This window comes from Rhodococcus sp. JG-3 (genome assembly GCF_000482405.1).
GTDB classification, from domain to species: Bacteria; Actinomycetota; Actinomycetes; order Mycobacteriales; family Mycobacteriaceae; genus Rhodococcoides; species Rhodococcoides fascians.
In genome coordinates this window covers 4,186,567-4,213,163 of sequence record NZ_KI519398.1, presented here as the reverse complement: position 1 = coordinate 4,213,163, position 26,597 = coordinate 4,186,567, and the positions used below count along the sequence as shown (strand labels likewise).

24 protein-coding genes and 1 riboswitch are annotated in these 26,597 nt (G+C 64.3%); of the genes, 10 read left to right on the top strand and 14 right to left on the bottom strand.

What is annotated here, in order from left to right; all coding sequences use genetic code 11:
- The first annotated feature begins 90 nt into the window (after positions 1-90).
- Genes K414_RS0121220 through K414_RS0121205 form a run of 4 tightly spaced genes read left to right on the top strand, consistent with a single transcriptional unit; the run spans position 91 to position 4,353 of the window.
- Positions 91-1,248 (top strand): Gfo/Idh/MocA family oxidoreductase, encoded by a 1,158-nt coding sequence (locus K414_RS0121220; protein WP_027497766.1) that lies wholly within the window; start codon positions 91-93, stop codon positions 1,246-1,248.
- Complete coding sequence (locus K414_RS0121215; protein WP_027497765.1) at positions 1,245-2,426, top strand: dihydrodipicolinate synthase family protein; 1,182 nt, start codon at positions 1,245-1,247, stop codon at positions 2,424-2,426. Before K414_RS0121220 ends, K414_RS0121215 begins: the two co-directional genes overlap by 4 nt.
- Complete coding sequence (locus K414_RS0121210) at positions 2,423-3,274, top strand: sugar phosphate isomerase/epimerase family protein (protein ID WP_027497764.1); 852 nt, start codon at positions 2,423-2,425, stop codon at positions 3,272-3,274. The genes K414_RS0121215 and K414_RS0121210 overlap by 4 nt, the downstream gene beginning before the upstream one ends.
- Complete coding sequence (locus K414_RS0121205; RefSeq protein ID WP_027497763.1) at positions 3,271-4,353, top strand: glycerate kinase; 1,083 nt, start codon at positions 3,271-3,273, stop codon at positions 4,351-4,353. Before K414_RS0121210 ends, K414_RS0121205 begins: the two co-directional genes overlap by 4 nt.
- Before the next feature lie 447 nt (positions 4,354-4,800).
- Here K414_RS0121205 and K414_RS29790 read toward each other — a convergent pair whose 3' ends face one another.
- Positions 4,801-4,932 (bottom strand): hypothetical protein, encoded by a 132-nt coding sequence (locus K414_RS29790; protein WP_272913803.1) that lies wholly within the window; start codon positions 4,930-4,932, stop codon positions 4,801-4,803.
- 162 nt (positions 4,933-5,094) lie between these two features.
- Positions 5,095-5,391, bottom strand: a complete 297-nt coding sequence (locus K414_RS28335) for a hypothetical protein (RefSeq protein WP_152530457.1) — start codon at positions 5,389-5,391, stop codon at positions 5,095-5,097.
- Between the two features lie 3 nt (positions 5,392-5,394).
- Between K414_RS28335 and K414_RS0121190 the strand changes: the two genes are divergently transcribed.
- The 3 genes from K414_RS0121190 (at position 5,395) to K414_RS0121180 (ending at position 7,386) form a co-directional block, all read left to right on the top strand.
- Positions 5,395-6,213 (top strand): DUF3558 domain-containing protein, encoded by an 819-nt coding sequence (locus tag K414_RS0121190; protein WP_231578172.1) that lies wholly within the window; start codon positions 5,395-5,397, stop codon positions 6,211-6,213.
- 13 nt (positions 6,214-6,226) lie between these two features.
- Positions 6,227-6,628, top strand: a complete 402-nt coding sequence (locus K414_RS28330; protein ID WP_051365210.1) for a hypothetical protein — start codon at positions 6,227-6,229, stop codon at positions 6,626-6,628.
- Between the two features lie 183 nt (positions 6,629-6,811).
- Positions 6,812-6,930, top strand: a riboswitch (SAM riboswitch).
- A 27-nt stretch (positions 6,931-6,957) separates the two neighbouring features.
- Positions 6,958-7,386 (top strand): hypothetical protein, encoded by a 429-nt coding sequence (locus tag K414_RS0121180; RefSeq protein WP_027497761.1) that lies wholly within the window; start codon positions 6,958-6,960, stop codon positions 7,384-7,386.
- A gap of 78 nt (positions 7,387-7,464) precedes the next feature.
- On the opposite strand, the gene K414_RS27585 is transcribed toward K414_RS0121180, so the two are convergent.
- The 3 genes from K414_RS27585 to K414_RS0121165 all read right to left on the bottom strand — a co-directional run bounded on the left by K414_RS27585 (position 7,465) and on the right by K414_RS0121165 (position 9,675).
- Positions 7,465-7,842 carry a hypothetical protein gene (locus tag K414_RS27585; RefSeq protein WP_032364353.1) on the bottom strand — a complete coding sequence of 126 codons (378 nt, stop codon included), beginning with the start codon at positions 7,840-7,842 and terminating at the stop codon, positions 7,465-7,467.
- A gap of 61 nt (positions 7,843-7,903) precedes the next feature.
- The gene (codB, locus tag K414_RS27580; protein WP_037219455.1) at positions 7,904-9,214 is read right to left on the bottom strand and encodes a cytosine permease; all 1,311 of its coding nucleotides are present in this window, start codon (positions 9,212-9,214) and stop codon (positions 7,904-7,906) included.
- Positions 9,211-9,675, bottom strand: a complete 465-nt coding sequence (locus K414_RS0121165; protein ID WP_027497760.1) for a nucleoside deaminase — start codon at positions 9,673-9,675, stop codon at positions 9,211-9,213. Before K414_RS0121165 ends, codB begins: the two co-directional genes overlap by 4 nt.
- 144 nt (positions 9,676-9,819) lie before the next feature.
- On the opposite strand from K414_RS0121165, the gene K414_RS0121160 reads away from it, so the two are divergent.
- The 3 genes from K414_RS0121160 to K414_RS27575 all read left to right on the top strand — a co-directional run bounded on the left by K414_RS0121160 (position 9,820) and on the right by K414_RS27575 (position 13,422).
- The gene (locus K414_RS0121160) at positions 9,820-11,373 is read left to right on the top strand and encodes a PucR family transcriptional regulator ligand-binding domain-containing protein (protein WP_027497759.1); all 1,554 of its coding nucleotides are present in this window, start codon (positions 9,820-9,822) and stop codon (positions 11,371-11,373) included.
- Between the two features lie 117 nt (positions 11,374-11,490).
- Positions 11,491-12,834, top strand: coding sequence for an NADP-specific glutamate dehydrogenase (gdhA, locus tag K414_RS0121155; protein ID WP_027497758.1), 1,344 nt, complete (start codon positions 11,491-11,493; stop codon positions 12,832-12,834).
- A gap of 261 nt (positions 12,835-13,095) precedes the next feature.
- Positions 13,096-13,422, top strand: a complete 327-nt coding sequence (locus K414_RS27575; RefSeq protein WP_051365209.1) for a GreA/GreB family elongation factor — start codon at positions 13,096-13,098, stop codon at positions 13,420-13,422.
- 33 nt (positions 13,423-13,455) lie between these two features.
- Here the strand turns inward: K414_RS27575 and K414_RS0121145 are convergent, their stop codons facing one another.
- The 9 genes from K414_RS0121145 to K414_RS0121105 form a co-directional block, all read right to left on the bottom strand.
- A complete protein-coding gene (locus tag K414_RS0121145) occupies positions 13,456-14,292 on the bottom strand; it encodes an NmrA family NAD(P)-binding protein (protein WP_027497757.1) in 837 nt (278 codons plus the stop codon).
- 9 nt (positions 14,293-14,301) lie between these two features.
- Positions 14,302-16,218 (bottom strand): hydantoinase B/oxoprolinase family protein, encoded by a 1,917-nt coding sequence (locus tag K414_RS0121140; protein ID WP_237606541.1) that lies wholly within the window; start codon positions 16,216-16,218, stop codon positions 14,302-14,304.
- Between the two features lie 14 nt (positions 16,219-16,232).
- The gene (locus tag K414_RS0121135) at positions 16,233-18,332 is read right to left on the bottom strand and encodes a hydantoinase/oxoprolinase family protein (protein WP_027497755.1); all 2,100 of its coding nucleotides are present in this window, start codon (positions 18,330-18,332) and stop codon (positions 16,233-16,235) included.
- 249 nt (positions 18,333-18,581) lie between these two features.
- Positions 18,582-19,247 (bottom strand): carbon monoxide dehydrogenase subunit G, encoded by a 666-nt coding sequence (locus K414_RS0121130; protein ID WP_027497754.1) that lies wholly within the window; start codon positions 19,245-19,247, stop codon positions 18,582-18,584.
- Positions 19,244-21,724: an aerobic carbon-monoxide dehydrogenase large subunit gene (gene cutA / locus K414_RS27570; RefSeq protein ID WP_051365208.1), complete on the bottom strand. Its 2,481-nt coding sequence runs from the start codon at positions 21,722-21,724 to the stop codon at positions 19,244-19,246. The genes K414_RS0121130 and cutA overlap by 4 nt, the downstream gene beginning before the upstream one ends.
- A complete protein-coding gene (locus K414_RS0121120; protein WP_027497753.1) occupies positions 21,721-22,359 on the bottom strand; it encodes a (2Fe-2S)-binding protein in 639 nt (212 codons plus the stop codon). The genes cutA and K414_RS0121120 overlap by 4 nt, the downstream gene beginning before the upstream one ends.
- The gene (locus K414_RS0121115; protein WP_027497752.1) at positions 22,359-23,273 is read right to left on the bottom strand and encodes an FAD binding domain-containing protein; all 915 of its coding nucleotides are present in this window, start codon (positions 23,271-23,273) and stop codon (positions 22,359-22,361) included. Before K414_RS0121115 ends, K414_RS0121120 begins: the two co-directional genes overlap by 1 nt.
- An 80-nt stretch (positions 23,274-23,353) precedes the next feature.
- A complete protein-coding gene (locus K414_RS0121110) occupies positions 23,354-24,814 on the bottom strand; it encodes a solute carrier family 23 protein (RefSeq protein WP_027497751.1) in 1,461 nt (486 codons plus the stop codon).
- A 129-nt stretch (positions 24,815-24,943) separates the two neighbouring features.
- Positions 24,944-26,548, bottom strand: a complete 1,605-nt coding sequence (locus K414_RS0121105) for a helix-turn-helix domain-containing protein (protein WP_237606251.1) — start codon at positions 26,546-26,548, stop codon at positions 24,944-24,946.
- Positions 26,549-26,597: the final 49 nt, after the last annotated feature.

Below are 26,597 nucleotides of genomic sequence, written 5' to 3'. Positions count from 1 at the left end.
TTCCGCCACACCGTCGCCGCGGCCCCATCCGTCATGGCTCGCCGTCGTCCCACGTCCTTCGTCATCAGTGCACAGAAAGGGCAATCTCTCATGCCCACACCCACCCGTACCTTGCGCATCGCCATGAACGGCGTCACCGGCCGCATGGGCTACCGTCAGCATCTTCTTCGCTCCATCCTGCCCATCCGCGACGCCGGAGGGCTCCTCCTCGACGACGGTTCGCGCATACAGGTCGAGCCGATCCTGGTCGGCCGCAACGAAGCCAAGCTCCAAGAGCTCTGCAGCCGACACGGTATCGCCGAGTACACCACCGACAGCGCATCGGTCATCGACGACGCGTCCGTCGACATCTACTTCGACGCTCAGGTCACTTCGCGGCGCGCCGAGGCGCTCTCGTCGGCGATGAAGGCCGGCAAGCACATCTTCACGGAGAAGCCGACAGCCGAAACGCTGACGCAAGCCATCGAACTGGCCCGCATCGGGCAGAACGCGGGCATCACGGCCGGCGTTGTTCACGACAAGCTCTACCTCCCAGGACTGGTCAAGCTCAAGCGGCTTGTCGACGAAGGATTCTTCGGCCGCATCCTCTCCCTGCGAGGTGAATTCGGCTACTGGGTCTTCGAGGGCGACGGTCAGCCCGCCCAGCGTCCCAGCTGGAATTACCGGGCCGAGGACGGCGGCGGCATTGTCGTCGACATGTTCTGCCACTGGAACTATGTGCTCGAAGGCATCCTCGGCAAGGTCGAGACCGTCATTGCGAAAACCGCCACCCACATCCCGACGCGCTGGGACGAGCAGGGCAACGAATACGCCGCCACCGCCGACGACGCCGCTTACGGCATCTTCGAGATGGAGAACGGCGTTGTCGCCCAGATCAACTCGTCGTGGGCAGTGCGAGTGTTCCGAGACGAACTGGTCGAATTCCAGATCGACGGCACGCACGGATCGGCGGTCGCGGGGTTGCGCAACTGCGTCGCCCAGCATCGTTCGCACACCCCGAAGCCTGTATGGAATCCAGATCTGCCCGTCACCGAACCGTTCCGCGACCAGTGGCTCGAGGTTCCCGCGAACGCGGACTTGGACAACGGGTTCAAGTTGCAATGGGAAGAGTTCCTGCGCGACGTCGTCGCTGAACGGCCGCACCGCTACGGTCTGCTCTCCGCTGCCCGCGGTGTGCAGCTGGCCGAGCTCGGTTTGCGATCCTCCGCCGAGGGCCGTCGCCTCGAGGTCCCGGAGATCGCGCTGTGACCGCCGTCGACTCCAGGGTGTCGATCACCCTCCCCGGCCGCGGGGTCTACGCGCTCGGCGAACCGGGTGAGTGGACCAAGCCCACCGCCCCCATCACCTCACGCGTCGCATATGCCGCAGCGCACGTGATCCCCAGGGCCACAGGAGACAACACCCCGGGGGCACCCGCCGACATCGACTGGGACGCCACCATGGCGTACCGCCATGAACTCTGGTCCTACGGATTGGGTGTCGCCGATGCGATGGACACCGCTCAGCGCGGCATGGGCCTGGACTGGGCCGCTACGTCCGAGCTGATCAGTCGCTCTGGAGCCGAGGCCGCTCGCGTCGGAGGATCACTCGCCTGCGGCGCGGGAACGGACCAACTCGACTTGAACGCGCTGCCGTCGGGCAAAGACGGTCTCGCTGCTGTGCTCGACGCCTACCGCGAGCAGATCTCGGTGGTCACCGAGTCGGGAGCAAAGGTCATCGTCATGGCTTCACGCGCCCTGGCTCGGGTGGCGACGTCACCCGACGACTATCTGCACGTCTACTCGACATTGCTCGACGAAGTCGAACAGCCTGTCGTATTACATTGGCTCGGAACGATGTTCGATCCCTCGCTCGCCGGATACTGGGGTAGCGCTGACATTTCGTCCGCTACGGGTACCTTCCGCGGGCTGATCGAGTCGCACGCAGCCAAGGTCGACGGAGTGAAGGTGTCGTTGCTCGACGCTCAGCACGAGATCGAACTACGAGCCGGGCTGCCCGCAGGCGTCCGCCTCTACACCGGCGACGACTTCAACTACCCCGAGCTGATCATCGGCGATGGACAGCATCATTCGGATGCACTACTCGGCATCTTCGCCGGCATCTACCCGGCGGCGTCGACGGCGTTGCAGGAGCTCGACCGCGGGAACACTGCACGCGCCGAGACCATTCTGCGTTCGACGCAGGAGCTCGGCCGCCATATCTTCGCCGCGCCCACCTATTACTACAAGACCGGGATTGCGTTCCTGTCGTGGCTCAACGGCAAGCAACCGGGCTATTCGATGGTGGGCGGTCTGTCGTCGGGTCGCAGTGTGGAACACCTGACCACGCTGTTCGTCCTCGCCGATCGCGCCGGGCTCTTGTCGGATCCGTCGCTGGCTGCGCATCGTATGGGGCTATACCTCGAACTGAACGGGGCAGCGTCGTGAGTATCGCACCGTCCGACCTCGACAACCCCTACGCTGCACTGTCTCTCAACACCAAGACGACGAATAGCTGGACGCTGAAGCAAGCCGTCGACGGGGCCGCGCGAGCCGGGCTGGGTGCGGTGGCCCCGTGGCGGGATCGGATTCAGGAGGCGGGCGTCAGCGAATCGGCCAAGCTCATTTCCGATGCCGGTCTGCGGGTGTCGAGCCTCTGCCGCGGTGGGTTCCTCACGGCAATCGACGACGACGGTCTCGATGACAACCGTCGCGCTCTCGACGAAGCCGCCGAACTCGGAGCGCCCGAGCTCGTGATGGTCATGGGTGGCATCCCCGATCGCGACCTCGTCGGAGCGCGGGCTCGGGTGGAAGAGAGGCTGGCTCTGCTCGTTCCGTATGCACTCGAGCGGGGGGTTCGCATAGCGCTCGAACCTCTGCACCCGATGTTCGCGGCCGACCGTGCTGTCATCTCCACACTGGGACAGGCTTTGTCGATGGCCGAGCCGCATCCGGTGGAAGCGGTAGGCGTCGTGGTCGACACCTTTCACGTGTGGTGGGATCCGGACCTGGAGTCATTGATCCGAACGGCAGGTGACCGTGGCCGCATCAGCTCGTACCAGGTGTGCGACTGGCTGGTGCCGATGGAGGCCGACCCGCTTCTGTCGCGCGGAATGATGGGAGACGGTGTGATCGACTTCGAATCCATCGGCCGATGGATTCAGGACGCTGGGTACCGAGGTGATGTCGAAGTGGAGATCTTCAACGCTGCCGTGTGGGCGACCGATGGAGACCAGGTGATCGAGACGATGAAGCAGCGCTACCGCGATCTGGTTCTTCCCAGTCTGATCGCATGAGAGTTCTCTTCGCCCCCGATTCCTTCAAAGGCACCATCGACGCTGTGGATGCCGCCGCGGCATTGATCGAGGGGTGGGCGGCTGTCCGCAAGGGTGACGACCTGGTGTCGATGCCGCAGGCAGATGGGGGCGAAGGGACGCTCGACGTGCTCGCAGCGTGCTCGGCAGACTCGACGTGGTCATCGGTGCGCGGTGTCTGCGGCCCGGACGGTCGGCCGGTCGACGCGCGATGGTTGATGCTCGACAACGGCCGGGCGGTGATCGAGCTTTCGGAGTCGTCGGGCATCGCGATGATGGAGTCGCTGAATGCATTTGCTGCGACCACCCGCGGGCTCGGTGAGGTCATTCGAGGCTGCGGTTCGGATCGAATTACGGTAGCGCTGGGGGGCTCGGCGTCGACCGACGGCGGGCTAGGAGTGCTTCGGGCGCTTGGCGTTCGGGTGCTGGACCAATCGGGTCAGGACGTTCCGGAGGGCGGTGCAGGTCTGGTGGCCGCCCGGTCGGTGGATGCGTCGGGCCTCGCGGGGGTGCCGTCCGATATCGAATTGCTGACCGATACGCGCGCGGTCTTGTTCGGACTCGACGGTGCCGCACACATCTTCGGGCCGCAGAAGGGTGCGTCGGCCGCTGACATCGAGTCTCTCGACGAAGCGTTGGAGTATTGGGCCGATCTGCTCGCCGATGCGGGCTTGCCGGCCGACCCGTCCATGCCGGGAACCGGTGCTGCGGGAGGGGTCGCATTTGGGCTGTGCGCGCTGGGGGCTCGTGTATCCGCCGGAGCGCAACGGGTGTCGGACCTGACGGGACTGTCGGCTGCTGTCTCTTCCGCCGACCTCGTGGTGACGGGTGAGGGCACCTTCGATCGCACGTCGCTGACGGGCAAACTGGTCGGATATGTAGTTCAGATGTGTTCGGACGCTTCGGTTCCGGTAGTGGTGGTCGCCGGGGCGGTGAAGTCGGACGTCGAGGTGCGGACCGTGTCGCTGACGGACCTTGCCGGCAGCAGTGAGGCCGCCATGGCGGATCCGCGACAATGGTTGATCGACGCTGGACGGCGTCTGGCACACGAAGTTCGATAGCGAGGGGCACCGAAAACGCCGTCGGATCGGATGGTGCCCGCTGCTGCGGCACCGGCGCTGAGGATGAAGTTGTGCCGTACTTCGTTGCGGAAAACCATCTGCATCGGCAGGAGCCAGAATCTATCCTCGTCGGTGAAGTCGGAACTGAGAATCTGGAAACCGCGTTGATTGACAGTGTCTTCGCCCTTGGCGTCGAGAACCCCCAGAGTCGCGGGAAGTCCTTACCGATGTCGTCGGGTCCCGGCTGCGACAGTGCGGCCAGCCGGCATTAGAGCCTGCGGGTTTCGTGTGGGACGGTGCAGGTTTCCGCCGAGGACGTCGAGCATGTCTGCACTGACTCGCGCCTACTTCGCGAAGAACAATCCGGTGATGATCATCGGCTCGCTCGCTCGCTCGTTCGTGAATTGCCCTCAGGCTAAACGATCTCGGCGGTAGATCTTCGAGCGCCTATGCCGTCGTACGCAACGCCCACGCCCGAGCGAGCGCGAATGTTGCCACGAGTACGCACAGCACCGCCACCATCACCGCGACGAAAGTGGATACCGTCGTGGAGAATCCGAGAATCCAGGCGGTCCCCATTCCAGCGAGGGTAGCGAGGACACCTCCGATCGGGAGAAAGACAGCTACAACCTTGGTTGTCCGAGACGACAACGGATCATGAGTTGCCCTGAGCAGCAACCGGACCGAGGCAATTCCAAGCACGTAAGCGAAAACTGCGGTGCCTGCATAGATCGGGAGCACTTAGTCGGTTGATAAGCCCGAACTTGAACCGAAGAAGCTCGTGCCGACGAGGATCAGCACTGGCATCATCCCCAGCGTCACTCCGACCAGACCGGCAACGACTACGAGCCCCACGCGCCGAGAGGGTTCGACGATGAATCGACAGCCACACAGGTGCAGCACCAGCCCTGCGAACATGCCGATCACCGCGCCGGTCGAAGCGGCGACGACGGGTCGCACCCATAGCCCCAGCGTGGTGTCGGGTCCATAGAACGATTCGCCGGAGACGTACGCCGCGTACCCCGAAGTTCCGGTCACTGCGTGACCCAGTACCGCGATCACAGCGCCGAGCAAAGCAAAACAAGTTGCCTGTTTTATCACGCATCAATGATGACGGATGTCCGATCTACGTCGAGAACCTCGGCCGGAGTGGTGCCCGTTCATCACTGGGATCATTCGGTCCACAGCGCGTCGCACCTATCGGCAAACGCAGGGCATGCTCGCCTCCGATCCAATGGAACCGATGCGTCGCTAGCTGCGTCCAACATCAAGGATGGCTTACCTGGATGGAGTGCTGTGAGCAAGATGCGATTGCTGATCGCGGGTGCGGTCGGGGTGATGCTGGCGGTAACCGGATGCGGACGGGCGACCGAAGGCATGCCTGTTGCGTCGCCGTTGACGACCTCGGTGTCGACAACCGCACCGGCAGATGGTGCATGGGATCCGTGCACTATCCCGGACTCGGCCATCGAGGACGCAGGCTTGGCAGTCGAGACGAAGTCCTCGAACTTGGTAGGAGATCTGCCAATTTCGGAAGACTGGATGACGTGCTTTTGGACGAACCCTCTGCCGACGCCGTGGTATCGCGTCGGCATCTTTTCTTCCACGGAAAGTCTGGACTACTTGCGTGAGCGGGGACCGTTCGAGAATTTCGAGCCCATCGAGGGTTCCGACGGCATGCGCTTCCAGCGGACCATCAAGTACGACGAGGTCAACTGCGGCGTCGCCTTCGGCCACCCGGGTGGCGTCGTCTACCTGAATCTCGACGGGTTGGTGATGACACCACCTCTTGAAAATCCGTGTGTTGAGGTCGAACGGTTGGCGCGTTCGCTCCGACTGTCCTTGCCGTCGGAAGAATAGGTGGATGTAATCGATGGGTTCGGAGACCAACGAGCTGGCGTCGTCGATGCAGCAGTGGCAGGCGCTGTCGATGCAGGCAGATTCCGGGCAGCTCGAGATTCCAGAAGGCGTGGCGTTCCGGTGTGACGAGGTGTGTGCTGCCTACATCCGGCACTTGAAAGACATGGTGGTAAAGACGCAAAACTTGGTCGACGTCAGGGCATTCGGCTCCTTGGATTCGGCCAGGCAGCTCGGCGAAAAGTTCGAGAGGATTGCCTACAGCGGTGATCGCTCGCTGCGCGTCGTGCTGACGCAGCACATCGAGGTCATCGAATTGATGCGGTCGGTGTTCAAGCGCTACTTCGATGAAGCCGAGTACGCCGATCAGCGGACGTTGACGTCCATCGCGGAGATCGGTGAGCGTCTGGGCAGGTGACCTTTCAGGTCCGAGGCCCAACGCGATCGGTGCCACCGGTCCGTCTGGACAGATACTGCGCCGCTGCGCAGTTGGTGTGCGAGCTGAAGTGCGGGTCCCGATCTGGATGCGAATTTCGTCGGAAGATGCTCCGCTGACCCACAGGATTGTCGCAGCCGTACCCCTCGGCTATTGTCGAGGAAGGTTCAAGAGCGACAGCCGTAGGTACCTGGCCGGCTGTCCGGCAACCCCGTCTCCATCGACAGGGTGCCCCAGGGGAAGAACCGGCGCATCTCGCGACCGCGGGTGCGCAAGTCGATGGAGGTCGCACCTCCAGGACGAGGTGAAAAATGTCTGCAGATGACGGACTCGCAGCAGCACAAGCCAAATGGGAACCCATTCCGCCGGATCGTCGTCGTGCCTGGTGCCAGACGCTGCTGAGCTATCCGCCGATATGGTTCGGGGTGTTCCCGATGCTCGAGACCCGGAGGCTGGTACTCGAGGGTGGATATGCGAACAGTGAAGCCTGGATCGACCTTGCGAAACGTGCTGAAGCAGTGGGTTTCTCACCGCGAACGTGGCTGATCTTTCGGCAGAGCCTCGAGCCGGCCTATTTGAAGGATCGGTTCCCGTCGCATCCCGAGAACAAGCCAAAGCGGCGGGGAAACGGCCGCGTGGAGACGGTAGTGGTCGATCCAGAGGACTTCTCCGAGTGGCCATGGCTGTTCGAGGCAGGATATCGCGCGGGAGAGGCGACCCTGCACGCGTTGTCCCGCTGAGTGGGTCGACTAGCAGTCAGGCGTCTTGTCCCGGCTGCGGGCGCTCTAGTAACTGACCGAAAGCCTCTTACCGCTCGATTAACCGAACGCGATGCGAAGCCCTACGCTCGCTGTGGCTTCACCGGCGCTGAGGATGAAGTTGTGCCGTCCTTCGTCGCGGAACACCATCTGCATCGGCAGGAACCAGAATCGATTCTCCCCGGTAAATCCGGCACCGGGGATCTGGAGACCACGTTGATTGACGATGTGTTCGCCCTTCGCGTCGAGCACTTCGAGCGTCGCGGGGAAGTCCTTACCGATGTCGTCGGGCCCCGTCTGCAGTAGCGCCACGAGACGGCATTCGAGCATTCGGGTGTCGCGAGGAACCGTGCAGGTATCCCATACACCGCCGAGAATGTCGAGCATGTCTTCGCTGACTCGCGCGTACTCCGCGAAGAACAATCCGGTGATGATCATCGGCTTCGGCCACCTCTTTCGCCCAACACTGGCCTCGGGGTTGACAGTCGTGTCGACAACCCTAAGCGGCCACGGAGCCACTTGCTGACGCCGCGGCACGTCGATGCAGAACCACCGTCAGCGCGATGGCGACCACGATGCCGATCAGGGGTGGTATTCCGAATTCGAGTTCCCCGGACAGCCACGCAAGGAATGCCGCGAAGGCGTAGACCGCGAGATGTCGCCAATGCACGAGCGGGGGAGTGTGCCCCTCGGGTATGCCCTGACGCCAGCGGCACAGGAAGTCCCCGATGAGAACACCGCCCAACGGGGGAATGAAGGTGCCGAGCAGGCTCAGGTAGTCGACCAGATGGTTGTGCACACCGACGAGCGCGAGCAGGGTCCCGATGACGCAGCCGCCGATGATGAACGGTGCCTTCCGGGGATGACGGAACATTTCCGCGCCGGCGACGCCGAAGGCATATGCGGTGTCCGCGTTGCTCTTCCACAGGTTACCGAAGAGCAGAATCAGGCCCCAGCCGACGAGTCCCAGGTTGTAGAGAACCAGAACGAAATCGCCCTCACCGAAGGTGATTGCTCCGATTGCTCCGAACAGAATCATCATTCCGTTGCCGAGAAGGAACCCGATGATGCACGCCCACGCCGCTTGCGACCCGGATCGTGCGAATCGAGTCCAATTGGGTGCCTGTGTCCCCGCGGAGACGAAAGTGCCGACGACCGTCGTGATGGCGAGCGTGACCGTCATGGTCGTCGTGGGTGCGATCGACGTCAGACCGGAGAACCCACCGACCTCGTCGAGAGAGCGGGAGACCACCCAACACGCCAAGGCAATAATCAATGGCGTCGACACGACCGAGACCCAGTACATCCCGCGGTATCCGTAGCAGGCGGTGATGCACATGAGGATGCTCGCACCGATCATGACCGCCGCCCGCGCGGCATAGGACTCCCAGCCCAATGCTTGCGAGGTGAGCTCACCGATGGTGCCGATGATGACGCCATACCAACCAATCTGCGTACCACCGAGGAGCAACGACGCGAGCTTGGATCCACGGGTGCCGAAGCTGTAACGCGCCATGAGCACGGTCGTCAAACCCGTACGTGCACCGGCAAATCCCATCATGGCCACGTACGCGCCCAGAATCGCCGAGCCGGCGACGATCACCAGGATGAGGGTCCAGAAACTGAACGCCGTGCCGAGTGCAGCGCCGGCCAGCATTGTCGGAGTGAAGATGGTGAAGCCCAGCAGCACGATGGCCAACGAGAAGAACGGCTTGCGGGCACTGCGGGGCACTGGCGTGACGGGGTAGTCCAGGTCTACCGGTTCGTCGGCCTTCTGTGCGGTGGACTCGTGATCGGCTCGGTTGCTCATGCCTCCTCGCCGATGTCTTCGAGCCACAGGCCCGGGCGCTCCGCCAACATGCGTTCCATGAGCTGCAGACAGGCGGGGTCGTCGACGACGTCGAGCTGTACCCCATGCTCGCGCAACAGACTCTCCGACATCTCGAAGGAGCGGTTCTCGCCGATGACGATTCGCGGAATCTCGTACAGCAATGCGGTTCCCGCACACATGAAACACGGGGACAGGGTGGTGTAGAGAACGGACTTGCGGTACACCGAAGCCGGTAGCCGCCCCGCTCGCTCGATGCAGTCGGTTTCGCCATGACGAATTGCGCTGTCCATCTGCACGCGCCGGTTCCGTCCCACCGCCAGTACTTGGCCGTCGTGCACGAGTGCCGCGCCGATGGGAACGCCGCCCTCCTCCCAGCCAACCTGTGCCTGTTCGAGTGCAAGTCCGAGGAAGTACTCGTCGGTGTGCGCGGGATCGGTCAAGGGGTCCTCCTGAAGCGTCTACGAACGGTGAGGGTGATGCGTGTCATCAGTCGACCAGGCCTCGCACAGATTGCCAAGGGACAACGTGTCACTCGAGCAATAGTCGATCTGGAGCACTGTGTCCCGTCGGCGGAGCATGAACGAATGCTGCCGACTCTGCGAAACGTTCTGGCGCTGCCGTCTTTCGAAGCGGCGGCTGTCGAGGTACTCACGGGCTCACCCGACACCGTGGTCGTCCGCTGGGTGCATTCGTCCGAGGTCTACGAGATGGGCGGCTTGCTGTCGGGCGGAGAGCTGTTGTTGACCACCGGACTCGGCCTCCAGGGACGATCGGCCCAGCAGCTGACCGCCTACGTCGACCAACTGGCCGACGCGGGATGTGCCGCTCTCGCAATGGAAGTCGGGCGCTCATTTCTCGTGGCACCGCCGGAATTGGTCGAGGCCGCGCGTCGCCGAGGGGTGGCATTCCTGACGCTGCACACGATCGTCCCATTCGAGCGGATGGTCGAGGACTTCCACGACCTCGTGATGAGGCGCCGGCTCGGAATGCAGCGCACCGGCGAGCCGGTCTGGCATCAGCTCATGGACCTCGTCGTGGCGGGGCAGGGTATGACTGCTCTACTCGACGCGATCGCACGGCTGGCCGGCTGTGGCGTCGATCTGCTCGACGCGGAGGGCCGCGTCGTCGAACACAACGCTACCGCTGCGCCGCGATCGGCCGATGAAAAAACGGCCCTCGACGTGCGCGGACCCGCGGGCTCGCTCGGTCGGCTCGTGCTGGCCGGACGGACCACTGCACGGCGCTCGGCCATCGGTCACTGCGCGGCCGTCGCGGTAGCTCTGGAACTCGGTCGACATCCCGGCCTCGGTCCCCGACAGTCCCGTGCACAGGCCGTGATCACCGATCTCGTGGGAGGCACGTCGACCTCACACGGTGACCTCGTCGAGCGCCTCGGCGCAGCCGGTTGGGCACCCAGCGAAGGCCACCATGTTCTGGTGGCCGCCGTCGACGTCGATCAACGAACTCCGGCGCGCGAGCTGTTGATTCCGGTTCGAGAAGCGGTCGAGTCCGTCCTCGGGCGGTGTTTGGTCGGGGTGGCTGCGAACCACGTCGTCGTGCTCGCGCAGGGCTGGGTGCAACCGTCGCCTGCGCGAGTTCGCTCCGCGTTCAACGAGATCGAGGCTCTGCTCCGCGGCGGATCTCATGGTTCAGCATTGCGCACGATCGGTGCGTCGGCTCCGGTCCTCGGGTTGTCTCACCTCTCCGATGCGATCGGCCGAGCGCGTGAGGTGGTCCAGATCGCGCGGCGCTTCGGAACTCGCACCGGTGTTCTGTGCGCTCGCGATGTCGGTGTTCAACGGTTGCTGGGCGCGTGCGTACCGGCCATGATCACGGAGTTCGTCACCGAACAGCTCGGTGACGTGATCGCTTTCGACACCGAACACTCTGCCGATCTCGTGCGAACCCTCGATGCCTTCGTGGCGAACGGCGGTAGTAAAGCCCAGACCGCGATCGGACTTGGCATCAGGCGACAGTCTCTCTACGCCCGGTTGTCGCGACTCGACACGCTCCTGGGCACCTCGCTCGATGACCCGACGCACCTGGCCGGTCTGGGACTCGCTCTGACGGCGTGGCGTATGCAGACCGGGCTCGACCCGCAGGCCGCATTCGCGCGTACATCGCGCTGCGGAAGCTGACCCCACTCGATCGGAAACGTCGTGGATCCAGTCCTGTGAGGCCCGAACCTGTGTGCCCATCTCTCGTCCGTCATTGTTACGGTCATATTTCACATTCCTCACATAGGAGACGCACGAGTGTCGACGCGAGACCAGATCGAGACGATCTACCAGCAAGTTCGCGCGCGGAACGCGGGGGAGCCCGAGTTCCATCAAGCGGTGACCGAGGTGTTCGACTCGCTTCGAGTGGTGGTCGATCGCAGTCCGGGTTACGCCGACGCCGGGTTGATCGAGCGTTTGTGTGAGCCGGAGCGTCAGATCATCTTCCGTGTTCCGTGGGTGGACGACGCCGGCGCAGTGCACGTCAACCGTGGATTCCGAGTGCAGTACAACAGCGCCCTGGGGCCGTACAAGGGTGGATTGCGGTTCCACTCCAGCGTCAACCTGGGCATCGTCAAGTTCCTGGGGTTCGAGCAGATCTTCAAGAACGCACTGACCGGGCTCCCCATCGGCGGCGGCAAAGGCGGCTCCGACTTCGACCCCAAGGGCCGATCCGAGGCCGAGGTCATGCGGTTCTGCCAGTCCTTCATGACCGAGCTGCACCGCCACATCGGCGAGTACACCGATGTGCCCGCCGGCGACATCGGCGTCGGTGGCCGCGAAATCGGTTATCTCTTCGGGCAATACAAGCGTCTGACCAACTCCTACGAATCCGGCGTGTTGACCGGCAAAGGCACTTCGTGGGGTGGTTCGCAGGTACGCCGGGAAGCCACCGGCTACGGCGTCGCCTATTTCGTCGCAGATATGCTCGAGACGCTCGGCACCTCACTGGATGGCAAGACCGTCGTCGTGTCCGGGTCCGGAAACGTCGCCATCTACGCGATCGAGAAGGTGCATCAACTCGGCGGCACGGTAATCGCATGCTCGGATTCCTCGGGCTACATCGTCGACTCCAACGGCATCGACCTCGAACTGCTCAAAGACATCAAAGAGGTGCGACGCGAACGCATCAGCGCGTACTGCGAGACCGTCGACGGAGCATCGTTCATCGAGAACGGCTCGATCTGGGATGTGCCGTGCCAGGTAGCAATGCCCTCGGCCACGCAGAACGAACTCGATGCCGACGCGGCGAAAGTCCTCGTCTCCAACGGCGTGAAGGTGGTGGCCGAAGGGGCCAACATGCCGACCACACCGGACGCCGTCCAGATCTTCCGCGACGCCTCGGTCGCGTTCGCACCTGGCAAAGCGGCCAATGCCGGAGGAGTGGCAACCTCCGCTCTCGAGATGCAGCAGAACGCATCTCGTGACTCGTGGAGTTTCGAGTACACCGACGAACGCCTCGCCGCGATCATGCACGGAATCCATCACCGAACCATCGCGACCGCCGAGGAGTACGGCAAGCCGGGCGACTACGTCCACGGCGCGAATATCGCCGGTTTCATCAAAGTCGCCGACGCGATGATCGCTCTCGGCATCGTCTAGAGCACCGCCCGCATCACCGACTGGCTTCTTATTTTCTTTCGGCTACAGTCGGCTGCACGAGCTCGAATCGAAAGAAGTTGTGTCGCTGTGATCCCCGATGGAGCAGAGGTGCGGTAGCGTTCGCGCTTTCGTCACCTCGTTCGATCCTCGGTCCCTCGACTCCGTCCTGGACCCGATTGCAGCGCCACCTCTTTCGGCCACCGGCCGTTCTGATCGCGCTCGGTAATACCCGTCCGTCGGCGCATCGAGAAACAGCGGTCAATGAATAGTCATCTCGAATCGGCGGGCGCAGTTCTGCGTCCGTACATCGCGCAATGCCGCATCGCAGAATCGGAAGCATCGAAAACTATCGACCGCGATATCGCCGGCCCCGGATCTGCTGTCACCGTCATGTTCGATGGTGACGAGAAGGACGTGGACACCTTCGTGCTGGTCGAACACATGATGGAGAGCAGCGGCCGAAGCTGCTCGACCTGTTCACCTTTGGGCGCTGCCTTGGACGGGAGTCGAGTGCATGACGTACGCACGTACTCGCTCCCCTCCGGTGCCGAGAGCACAGTGACAGTCCTGGGCATCACCTGGCCGTGAGGGTGTTGCAGTGGCCTGCTCGGCGGGAATCGACTAGCTGATCAACGCACGCACCGGCGTCGGCGCCCGGCCCAGCAGGGTTGCGGTGACGGCACTCCCGGCCAGAAAGTCTCGGTCGTCGTAAAACTCGAACATTGCCCCGAGTCGATGCTGCTCATCGGCGGACATCGAGTCGCTGTGCAGCCTCATCCATTCGTCGACACTCGAGGACCTGGAAGCGACCACACGACCGGTGGCCACCTCGACCAGACGAACCACGTCCCGGACGCTCAGCGCTTCCGGCCCACCGAGCTCGTACGTCGCCCCATGGTGCAGCTCGGTTCCCTCGATGAGGACCCGAGCTGCTATCTCGGCCACATCGTCGAGGCTGATGAACGAGAACGTGGTGTCCAGGCTGTAGGGCACAGCAAGATCGGCAGCAGTCCCGTCCAGAACCGCCTCGAAGTTCTGTGCATAGGCGCAGGGCTGCAGGATGGTCCAGTGCAAGCCCCGCTCCGAACTGAAAGCACGTAGCGCTTCCTCGCAGCGTGCCTTGTCCATGTGGTGCGGCATCCGCGGGCTGTACGGCCAGGCCACCGAGTGATACACGACGTGGTCGACCCCTGCCGAAGCCGCCGCGTCCAGCGCCCGCACGAGTAGAGCCGGCTCGTCCGGATGCACATTGGGCGCAATGAAATACACCCCGCGGCACCCGGTGAAAGCTTCGACCAGTCCATCGCCGGTCTCCAGGTCCACCGGAAAGTCCGGCGCAGAACGACTCAGCCTCCGTACCACCGCCACACCGTCGAGTGCAGCTGCGACGGCTCGTCCGGTCTTACCCGTGGCACCGACGATCGCGATATCGGTGCCACGGGAAACGTCGAGAGTCATCAGGTGATCTCAGCGATCGATGAAGTCGTACTCGGCGAACTTCGCGCCGCCGGAGAGGCGTTCGTAGCCCGGCCCACGATCGAAGAACGGCTCATCGAGGCCGCGCGCATTGCGCATCTCTGCACGCAGCTTCTCCGAAGCCTCCACATCCGCGGTCGCCGTGCCCTCGGCGATCACGACGCCGTAATCCTTGGCTGCGAACTCGCGAGAGACTTTGCCCCACAGCACGTCCTGCTCTACCGATTCGATAGGACGTTCCAGGGGATCGCCCCAACCGCCGCCGCCCGTCGTGCGGATTCGGATGGTGTCGCCCGCCAGGATCGGCTCGGCATCGGTCAACGCGTCGAACTCACGCTCGTTGGCCTGACCCGGATTCAGCGTCACCGAGAACGATCCGCCGGCCTTACCGCCCTTGACTCCCCAGCACGCGAGGATCGAACGGTCGGCGATGGACATGAAGTGCGCATCCTTGAGCATCCGGATGTGCTTCTCGTAGCCGAGGCCGCCGCGGTAGCGTCCGGCACCGCCCGAATCCTTGGCCAGGCCCAGCTTTTCCACGATGAACGGGAAGCGGCTCTCGGTGAATTCGGTGGGCAGGTTCCGCGAATCGGGCACGACGTGAATGGTGTCCTCACCGTCCGCGTAGTGCCGACCACCGGAGCCGCCGCCGAGCACCTCACGCATGAGGTACGAGTTGCCGTCGAAGTCGTCGCCGTACACGCCCGTGTAGCGAATGGTTTCCTGATCGGCAGGCATGTTGCCGTCCACGGCCTTTGCCACCACACCGGCGAGCACACCGAGCAGGCGCAGGATGACGAACGTACGAGCGTTGGTCGGGGCCGGGAAGATCGGGGTGATGAGCGTGCCCTTCTCCGGGAACTTCATCTCGATCAGCGGGATGACGCCCTCGTTGACGTCGAGCTCGGCCATGCGCTCGGGGGAGTCTGCGAGGTTGCGGAGCACCGGCGCAAGCCATTTGGCCAGGAAGTTGCCGTCGGCGTAATCACCGCAGTGGTTGATCGGGCCCTTGGCCTGTGGCCCGGTGCCGGTGAAGTCGAGGATGAGTCGCTCGCCGCGCTCGTCCTCTGGGCCGGTCTTGGTCAACGTGATGCGCTGAACGTGCAACATGGGCTCGTCGACGCCATCGTGCTCGGCGTAGTCCTCCCAGGTGTACTCGCCCTTCGGGATCTTGCTCAGGATCTCGCGGCGGTAGATCTCGGTGGTGGCATCCATCATCGAGTCGAAGCACGCCTCGACGGTGTCGCCGCCGTAGCGCTCGTACAGCTCCGTCATCCGCCGAGCACCCATGAGGCACGCGGAACATTCGGCGTCGAGATCGGCGGCCAACGCGTCGGGCATGCGGGAATTGCGCGTCATGATCGTCAACGCAGCCTGGTTGGGTACGCCCTGATCCCACAGCTTGATCGGCGGAACCATCAGGCCCTCTTCGTACACGGTGGTGGCACCGGACGGCATGGAGCCGGGGCAGCAGCCGCCGATGTCGTCGTGGTGGCCGAACGCCTGCACGAAGGCAACGACCGACGGCTCGGTGTCGCCGGGCTTGGTCGCGAACACCGGCACCGTGACGCAGAGATCGGGCAGGTGCCCGATGCCACCCTCGGAGAGATAGACGTCGTTGTGGAAGTAGACGTCACCCGGCTTCATCGTCTCGAGCGGGAAATCGCGAGCTACCGGATGCACCAGCGCGGAGTAGGAGCGGCCCGTCAGCTTGCGCAGGTTGCGGTCGTGGATTCCGGCGCGGAAATCGTGGGCATCGCGGATCATCGGTGACCGCGACGTTCGCGAAATGGCCGTCTCCACCTCCATTTCGACGCTTGCGAGGTAGCCGGCCACGATCTCGACGAGAACGGGATCAGGCGCAGGCGCGTCGACCGGAGAGAGCCGGTAGGGCTTGTTGTTCACCATGTCGATGACGGTCATCAGTTCGCTCCGTTCGAGTCGAGAGTGCGGGTGATGCGGACGTTGCCGAACGTGTCGATGCGAGCGGAGAAGCCCGGATCGATCGGCACGGTGGAGCTGAATTCTTCGATGACGGCCGGGCCGGTGATCGTGTCACCGGCACCGAGATCGGCGCGGCTGTAGATCGCGGTTTCGTGCCAGCCGTCGAAGTAGGCCTGACGCGTTCCGGTGCGGGCACTCTCGGCTCCGCTGCCCTCGGCGATCTCCGACAGCACCGGGCGCTTGATGGGTCCGATGCCGCTGACGCGCAGGTTCACCCACTCGACGAATTGGCTCTGATCTCCGCGGAAGTCGTAGCCGTACAGCTCGCGGTGTGCTTCGTGGAACGCTTCGGCGGCCTGATCGATGGTGGCCTGAGTAATCTCGCCGTCGGCGATCGGCACCCGAACCTCGAAGGCCTGACCGAAGTAGCGCAGATCGGCCGAGCGTGCGTAGCGACGATCCTCGGCCGCAAAGCCCTCACCGGCGAGTGCCTCGTCGGCCCGCGACGCCAGTACGGCCAGCTCCGATTCCAGATCTTCGACGCGGAGACGGTCGTGCCGGCTGACATGCGTCTGCACGTAGTCGTTGCGCACGTCGACGGTCAGCAAACCGAACGCCGACACGTTGCCCGGGTTGAGCGGTACCAGAACATCTTTCAGACCCAGGATGTCCACCAGGCGGCAGGCCAGCAGCGAGCCGGAGCCGCCGAACGTGACGAGCGTGAAGTCGCGAACGTCGAGACCACGCTTGACCGAGATCTGCCGCAGCGCATTGGCCTGGTTCCAGGCCGATACCTCGAGGATGCCGGTGCCACAGGCCTCGACTTCGAGCGAGAGCTGATGTGCGAGGTCTTCGATGCCCTTGCGCGCCAGATCCGTATCGAGGGGGATCTCGCCGCCGAGCAGGTGGGGAGGAATGCGGCCGAGCAGAACGTGGGCATCGGTGATGGTGGGAGCGGACCCACCGTTGCCGTAACACATGGGGCCGGGATCGGCTCCGGCAGAATGCGGCCCGACGCGCAGCGTGCCCTCGGGTGTCATCCAGGCGATCGACCCGCCGCCTGCACCGACGGTGACGACGTCGATCATCGGGATCTTCGACGGGTAGTTGCCGACGCGCCCCTCGGTGGTCAGAGCCGGCTCGCCGCGGACCACGACGGTCACATCGGTGGAGGTGCCGCCGCCGTCGCACGTCAACACCTGCTCGACGCCGGCGGCGCTGGCAACCAGGGCCGCACCCAGAGCGCCCGCAGCAGGTCCGGAGAGCACGGTGGTGATGGGCTGATGCACAACCTCTTTCGCGGACAGGACGCCGCCGTTCGACTTCATGACGTAGAACGGCACGTCGCGTGCATCGCCGGATTCGGTGGCGAACTCCCGCAGCCGGTTGGCGATGTTGTTGACGTAGCTGCGAATGTTCGGCTTGACGGCCGCGTCGACCAATGTGGTGATGGCGCGCTCGAATTCGCGGTACTCGCGCAGCACCTCGGTCGAGATGGAGACCGTCGCCTCGGGGTATTCCTCGAGCAGGATGTCGCGGACGCGCTGTTCGTGATCGGGGTTGGCGTAGGAGTGCACCAGGCACACACCCAGCGTTTTGACGCCCTCGGCCTTGAAGAATGCCGCTGCGGCGCGCACGTCGTCGTCGTTGAGGGGGCGAATCTCGTTGCCGTCGAAAGAGAGCCGGCCACGAATGGTGCGGACGCGGTGCGCGGGCACGATGCGATCGGGCTTGACCCAGAAGTAGGAGTTGCCGTAGCCGTCGGGTACCGACTGGCGCGCGATTTCGAGTACGTGCTCGTAACCCTCGGTGGTGATGAACCCCAGGTTCTCCACCTTGCCTTCGAGCAACTTGTTGGTGGCGACGGTGGTGCCGTGGCTGACGGCGCTGAGCGAATCGCCGGATACGCCGAGCTGGCGCAGTACCTTGTCGATGCCGGTCAGGAATCCCTCGGCCGGATCACTCGGCGTCGACGGAGTCTTGGTGGTCACCATGGCTCCGGACTCCTCGTCCACTGCCACGACGTCGGTGAATGTGCCACCGGTGTCGATACCGACCCGAATCTTTCGTGGTTCCACGCTTCCTCCTCGATATGGTTCGTAGGCCACGCGTCCGTTGATCGGATCGGCGGGTACCTGACGTGTACTCATATTCGACCCGTTCTGCTTCTCGGAATCTTTGTCACAAGGTGCCAAACTCCCGCCGGGCATTTGAGCTTCGCGCGCCGTGCAGCAGCTCCGAATTGGCAGTACTTGCAACGACAAAGGCCGCTCACCCGCGATCTACGGGGATGAGCGGCCTTTGTCGTGAGCCGAGACGGTGCAGAGTTACCGGTTACAGGACGAGCGAGTGAGCAGTCCGCCCAACACGACTCCGGCCAGTGCGAAGCCGGCACCGGCCGCGGCGGCCAGCAGGGTGCTGCGGACGGACTGCGCGGCAACGGGTGCACCGGCACTCACAGCGCGTCCGGCAGCGGCGACGGGCAGGGCGGTGGGGCCTGCACCGGTTTCGGTAGCGGCTACCTCCGCGGGAGCAGCAGCGGCCTCCGGCACTCCGTTGGCGATGACGCCGTCGAGGCCGTTGAAGAACACCCCGGCCATCTTCTTGGCGACACCGGTGATCATGCGCTGACCGACCCCGCCGACCATTCCGCCGACCACAGCGTCGGCGTCGTAGCTGAGCATCGTGCCGCCGCCCTCGGTGGGCTCGAGCTTGATGGTGACGTCGGCGCGCACCGTGCCCGGTGCGCCGGCACCGGAGGCGGTCATGACGAACGACTCGGGCCGGTTCTGTTGCGAGAGCACCACTTCACCGTCGTAGGTGCCCTTGATGGCCGCGACACCTGCGGTGATCGAGAGCTTGTAGTGATCATCGCTCAACTGCTCGAGCGATTGCACTCCGGGGATGGTCGCGGCCAATACTCGGCCGTCCTGCATGCTGTCGTAGACCTCGGCGGGCGGTGCGGCCAGCGTTGCGGTTCCTGCGATTCTCATGAAATCTCCTCGGTTGGCTGGGCGACCGCGTGGGTCAGCCGCAGCTCGTACAGGTCGGACGGTGAAATGGGCATCGAGGTGATCGAAAAGCCCTCGGCGTCTTCGACGGCGGCCGCGATCACGGCGCTGGTGGGGATGACGCCTGCTTCGCCGGCACCCTTCATACCCAACGGATTGAGCCCGGACGGGGTGACGGTGTGGTCCATCTCGATCGTCTCGGGAACTTCGGTGACGAACGGCATCAGGAAGTCCATGAACGAAGCGTTCAGTAGTTGCCCGTGCTCGTCGTAGGCGATCTTCTCGTACAACGCGCCGCCGATTCCCTGGGCGACGCCGCCGTGAATCTGGCCCTCGACGATCCGAGGGTTGATGACGTTGCCGCAGTCATGCACCACCGCGTACCGCTCGACGTGGATCTCGGCCGTCACCGGATCGGTCTCGACGATCGCCGCGTGGATGCCCGACGCGAACGTCGAGCGCGGGGGAGAGTAGTAACCGGTGGCTTCGAGGCCCGGCTGCTCGCCCTCCGGCACCGGCGGGATCGTCATGTCGGTGTCCATCTTCGCGAACCCGGTGGCCTGCCTCGACTCCTTGTCGAAGGCGTAGCGCAGCGGATTGGACAGCACGGCAACGACACCCAGTGAGATAGACGTGCCGTCGGTACCGGGTTCGGTGCCGATCTTGCAGACGTACCCGCTGCGCAATTCGAGCTCGACGGGGTCGAGATCGAGGGCACGCCCCGCGATGACCTTCGCTTTCTCGGCGACCATCTGCGCGGCCACGTGGAATGCCGAACCGGACATCACCGCACCACGCGAGGCGAATGTGCCGACGGCATAACCGAATCGACGAGTGTCGCCGGTGGTGATCTCGACGTCGGCGATGGAGACACCCAGGTCATCAGCGACGATCTGCGCGAACGTCGTCTGATGGCCCTGGCCCTGCGTCGTCAGACCCGTTGCACCCTTGATCTTTCCCGAGTTCTCGATGAGCACGTGCGCGCCCTCGTACGGCCCCGGGCCGGTGCCCTCGACGTACGCACCGACACCGATGCCGACGGTGCGGCCCTGAGCTGCGGCCTGCTTCTTGTATTCGGGGAAGCCGTCCCAGTCGATCAGCGCCTTGAGCTTGTCGATCCCGGCCTGGTAGTCGCCGGTGTCGTAGATCAACGGTCGACCGTCCTGGAACATCAATCCGAAGTCGTAGGGCATCTCCTCGGGCCGGATCAGGTTCTTCTCGCGGACCTCGAGTCGGTCCTTGCCGAGGTATTGGGCGATGGCATCCATCGAGCGTTCCATCGCGAACACACCCTGCGGGCGGCCTGCTCCGCGATACGGAATGACGATGACGGTGTTGGTGTACAGCGAATAACCGTTGCAGCGGAACGAGACCGGCTTGTAGGGCCCGAGCACCTGCGTCGCGGTGTTGATCAGCACGATGATGCCGTACGGCAGGTAGGCACCGTTGTCGTGCCAGACGGTGAAGTCGAAGGCCAGCAGCCGTCCCTCGTCATCGAAACCGAGGGTGACCTCTTGAACCTGCGCCCGCTCGTGCGCACTGGAGATGAAGTGCTCGCGGCGGTCCTCGACCCACTTGACCTCGTTGGAGATGCCGGCGCGGCCGAGCTGCCTGGCTGCCCACGTCACCATCACCTCTTCCGGCCACGGGTGCATGATCTTGACGCCGAAGCCGCCGCCGACGTCCGGGGCGATGCAGTGAATCTTGTTCATCGCCATGCCGAGCCGCGCGGCAACGGCGGCACGCACCGATGTGGAGGTCTGCGTGGACGACCAGAAGGTCAGCGTCTCCTCGTCACTGTCCCAGCGTGCGTAGACGCCTTTGCCCTCCATCGGCATTGCCGCTGAACGCTCGATGTTCAGGTCGAGGGTGATGCGGTGTGGTGCAGCGGCAAGTTCGGCGTCGATGTCTCCGAAACCGTGCTGCAGGTGCGCGGCCACGTTGTCCGGCACGTCGTCGTGTACTCGGCGAGCCGCGACGCGCGCGGTGTCGATGCCCACGACGGGGTCGAGGATGTCGTAGCGGACGTCGATGACCGCGCAGGCATCCTCGGCCACGTAACGGTTCGTTGCGATGACCATGACGATGGCCTCACCGACGTGGTTGACCTCGTCCTTGGCGAGTGGGAAGCCGTTGCGCGGAGCGATGATTGCCGGATGGGGAATCAGCAGCGGTAGCCCTTCGGCCATCTCGGCGGAGTCCGCTTCGAGATCGTCATAGGTGTACACCGCGTGCACGCCCGGCATGGCCAGCGCGTCGTCGATATCGATGGCGGTGATGCGTGCATGTGCGTGTGGGGAGCGCACGAAGGCGGCGATCAGCGCGCCGTGACCGAGGTCGTCGAGATACTTGCCCTTGCCGCTGAGCAGGCGCTCGTCCTCCGACCGCGACAGCGGCTGGCCGAACAGGGGAGCGGTGTTGGTGGGAGTGTGCGGCGGTGCGGTGCGGGTGGTGCTCATGCTCGGCCCATCCGTCCGCCGACGGGACTGGTGGATCCGCGTACCTTGCGGTCGAGTGCGGCACGACTCGACTCGTCGTCGGGACCGAGCGGAAACTCGCCCGCCCGTTCGCGTTTGATCTCGGCGGCGCGCAGCACCGAGGCCTTGATGTTCTGATAGCCCGTACACCGGCAGATGTTGCCGGCGATGGCCTCGGTGGCCTCCTCCTGCGTCGGTGAATCGTTTTCGTCGAGGAACGCGGCGATGGTGGTGACGAATCCCGGTGTGCAGAAACCGCACTGCAGACCGTGGCAGTCCTTGAAGGCCTGCTGCACGGGATGCAGAGTGCCGTCCGGCTCGACGAGACCCTCCACCGTGGTGACGGTCTGCCCCTCGAGGCTGGCGGCGAGCATCAGGCAGGCCCGGACGGGCTTGCCGTCGAGAAGCACGGTGCATGCGCCGCACACGCCGTGCTCACATCCGACGTGGGTGCCGGTCTGGCGTAGGTCGTGGCGGATGGCGTCCGACGCGAGAGTGCGGGCCGGAACGACGATCGTCTGCTTGGTTGCGTTGAGCGTGAACGTCACCTGTACGTGTTGTTCACCGGTCTCCGCCATCAGATCGTCCAACTGCTGTTCGATATCTGTTGTCTTCATCAGTGGTTCACTCCGGAATCGGCGTGCTGCGGGTGAGCGGACTTCGACGACGCGCCGTCGACTGCGGCGGCCATCACCACCCGTGCGGTCAGTGCTGCGACGAGTTGGGATCGGTACGCCGCGGTGGCATGAATATCGGACTCGGTCTCGACGCGTCGACGTGCGTCCTCCGACAACGCGTTCCACTTCGGATCACGTGCGTCGGACACCGCGGCCCCACCGATGACGTCGGTGTAGTCGACGACCTCGCCGAATTCTCCGGCGGACACATAGGTGACGTGCGCGGTGCGTACTGCGTTGTCGGCAACGGTGACGCGAGCCGCGACTCCGACGAGCGCGTAGTCACCGTGTCGGCGGGCAACCTCGTCGATGGCCGTGCCCTCGCCGGATCTGGCGGCGGGAACCGTTGCGGCGATCGCGATCTCGTCCGTCTCGAGCGAGGACTCCAGCGGCCCGAGGAACAGATCCTTCGCCGCGATCTCTCGGCGGCCGCGGACGGACTGCACCGTCACGGAACCGTCGAGCAACCGTATGACCGCGGGCATCTCGGCCGACGGGTCGGCATGCACGATGGATCCGACGGTGGTCCCACGGTTCCGGATGGTCGCGTGGGCCACCAGCTGCAGTGCCCGTCCGAGCAACGGCTGCGTCCGGGCGGCAGCCCGGTTCGACGCGAGCGACGCGTGCGTGGCCAGGGCCGCGAACGTGACGCCCGACTGGGTCGACCCGGTGATGTCGTCGAGACCGTCGATACCGGTGATGTCGATCAGGTTCCCGGGAGCGGCCAGGCGCATCGACAGCATCGGAATCAGGGACTGACCGCCGGCCAGCACCTTGCCGTCGACCTCGGCCAGGATTCGGCACGCCTCCTCGATCGACCGCGGCCGATGGTATTTCAATGGAGAAGGTTTCATATCCCGATCCTGCCTGCCTGTGCCTGGAAGTGTTTCGTCAAGAGGTGACAAACGTCACGCCCCAGTGTTGCAATCGCTCGTTACCGCAACGGCTTCAGGGTGTCGACCTCGCCGGCAACCCCGTCTCCGTCGCTGCCGTCGGAACGTGCTGTGGTAGAGGAGGTTCGATGCCGAGGCGACGCGTCGACCGGTGTCTTCATGTGGGCCGGGGCAATGCGAGCGCACAGGTGGTAGAGCCCGATAACGACGATCGTGCCGAGGGAGATACCGCTCAACGAGAACGAATCGCTGAATACGAGCGAGGTGTCGCCGATCGCGATGATCAGACCCGCGGCAACCGGCATCATGTTGAGCGGGTTGCCGAAGTCGACACCGTTCTCGCGCCAGATCTTGGCACCCAGCAGGCCGATCATGCCGTAGAGGACGACGGTGATACCGCCGAGTACGCCGCCGGGGGTGGCGGAGATCAGCGCGCCGAACTTCGGCGAGAATCCGAGGATCATCGCGATGATTCCGGCCGCCGTGTATGCCGCGGTCGAATAGACCTTGGTCGCCGCCATGACGCCGATGTTCTCGGCGTAGGTCGTCGTCGGTGAGCCACCGACCGAGCTGGCCATGACCGTTGCGATGCCGTCGGCAGCGAGTGCCCGGCCCATCATCGGGTCGAGATCGTCACCGGTCATCTCCGCGACAGCCTTGACGTGGCCCGCATTCTCGGCGATCAGAGCGATGACACCGGGGAGGACGAGAACGATGAACGCGAGACTGAACGACGGTGCGTGAATGCCGACGATGCCGTTGGCCTCGTCGCTGAACGGCGGGAGTCCGAACCATTGCGACGCCTCGACACCCGACCAATTGACGCGGAAGTGCTCGGTGACCTCGCCGGCCGCGGCGTCGTAGGACGTGATGGGCCCGGATACGAGGTCGAGGATCCAGGACAGCGCGTACCCGAACACCAGCGACAGCAGAATCGCGATCCGTCCGAGGAACCCGCGCAACGCCACGCTCATGACGATGAGCACGAACATCACTGCGAGAGCGACCCATTGGTCCTGTGGCCAATAGGTGCTGGCGACGACAGGCGCGAGATTGAAGCCGATCAACATGACCACCGCACCGGTGACGACCGGGGGCAGCACCCGCACCACGACGCCGCCGCCCATGAAGTGGATGGCGAGTCCGGCCAGAGCCAGGACGAGACCCGATACCAGGATGGCACCGGTGACCTCCGCCGACGTTCCACCCTGCGCTCGGATGGCGGCGACGCCGCCGACGAACACCGCGGACGTGCCGAGGTAGCTGGGGATGCGGCCCTTGACCATGAGCAGGAAGAAGATGGTGCAGAAGCCCGACATCAGAATGGCGAGTTGAGGATTGAGCCCCATGATGATGGGGAAGACGAACGTGGCCCCGAACATCGACACCACATGCTGGCCGCCGAGACTGATGGTGCGGCCCCAGTTCAACCGTTCGTTCGGCGCGACGACGTCACCCGGTCGAACATTCTTTCCGTCTCCGTGAATCTTCCAGATAGGCATGTCGAGCCTTTCTCCAACGTATCGAACCGGGGTGGTTTGCGGGATGGGTAAAGCATTGTCCTGCAACGTTACTGACGCATTTCCGAATCGCTACGAGCGCAATTTGCCAAGCGCTCGATGGCGGGTCCGTCACATGTGGTGGTCGGTTCCGCGCATGGCCATGATTTTCAGCGCAAGGGAAAGATCCAGGCGTAGATCGGCGCGATCGGTGAAGGGGCCCAGTATCTTTTCGAGTTTCGTTATTCGGTATCGCAAGGTGTTGTAGTGAAAGTGCAGTGCCCGAGCGGTTTCGGCGATGTTGATGTTGGTGGCCAGCAACGTGTCCAGGGTTCTGCGCATGTCGCGTGCTTCGTCGTCGTGCCCGGCGAGGTCGTGCAGGGTTTCCCGGGTGAACGATTCGAGCTCGTCGACGTTGTCCACCAGGCTCAGTAGTCGAAACACGCCGAGTTCGTCGAACGTGGTGACGGCCCAGTCCCCGGATACCTGGCGGCCGACCTTCAACGCGGTACGCGCCTGGCCGTACCTGCTGGGGATGTCGGCCACCGTGGTGCACGGACGCGAGATCCCGACCGTGAACGGTTGCCGACCACCGCCGCCGTCTCCGTGCACTCGTTCGACGATTTCGTGCACGTCCGCGACCGTCGTGGGACGTTCGCCCATGATGATGACGGTCTCGGTGCCGAGGGCGGCGATGGCGGCCTGCGGATCTCGTTGTGCCAGAGCCCCTGCGAAAGCCGACATCTGCCGATCGACGAGTGGCCTGCGGCCGGGCGTCGGTTCGTCGTCGAGGTGTGGGATCGGTTCGATCGCGACGATCACCACCGGCCTGCCGAGATTCCAGCCGAAGCGTCGTGCATGCGCCACCGCGTGTGCGTGCTCGCCGCCTCGGCCCAGGAGAAGATCGCGCAGGAAATTCGATCGGTGTTTCTCCTCGACTGCCGACAGCGCGAGATCGCGAGTGACGACCATCGCCAACACGCCTGCGGCCGCGTCGGCAGTGTGCAGGTCCGATTCCGTCAGAGGGCGACGTGAGGAGAACAGGACGATGCGTCCATGGTCGATTCCGTTGGCAGTGATGGCGCATACCGCGATCGAATTGCCCTGTTGCGAACGGAGACCGAGGCCGCCGTCGACGGAGTCGGTGCGCAGTCTTCCGGTGGGATCGAGGGCGGTGCTCGCGCGGAGGGCACACAGTTCGACGTCACTGCCTGCCGAGGCAAGTTCGCGTCCGTCCACCGTGGTGATCGACACTGCCACATCGCATTCGACCGAGGTTGCGAATGCCAGTTGTGCTACCCCGCCGCCGGCGAGCGTGATGTCGGTCAATGCCCGGCGCAGACGTTCGGACCGAAACATCGCTCGTGCCTGCGTCTTTGCGTTGACGCGTAGGCCCGCGGTGAGATCGTGCCCGGGGTCGAGTTCGCCGCAGACCTGAACCAGCGGCAGGCCCAGTGCCTCGGCACTCACGCCGACGCAGTCCGGAACGGCGATGTCGTCGTCCACCCGCACCAGAATCCCGGCAACGCCGAGGGAATGGGCTCGGGACAGCAGCGCGTCCGTCGGCTCCGTCAGGTGCGTGAGGGCCTCGCTCGTCGTGGACAACAGGTCGCCCGGCCGAATCCAGAACCGAATGCCGGCGGGGTCGTCGACATGATTGATTCTGCGTACCGGCCGGCCGAGGCCGGCGCGACCGGCGAGCAACGTGGCGTGCGCCAGCAGGTTCGAGCCCAGCACGGTCTCGACGGTATGGGGTACCTCCGTGGTGGGCGAGCGTCGCTCGTCG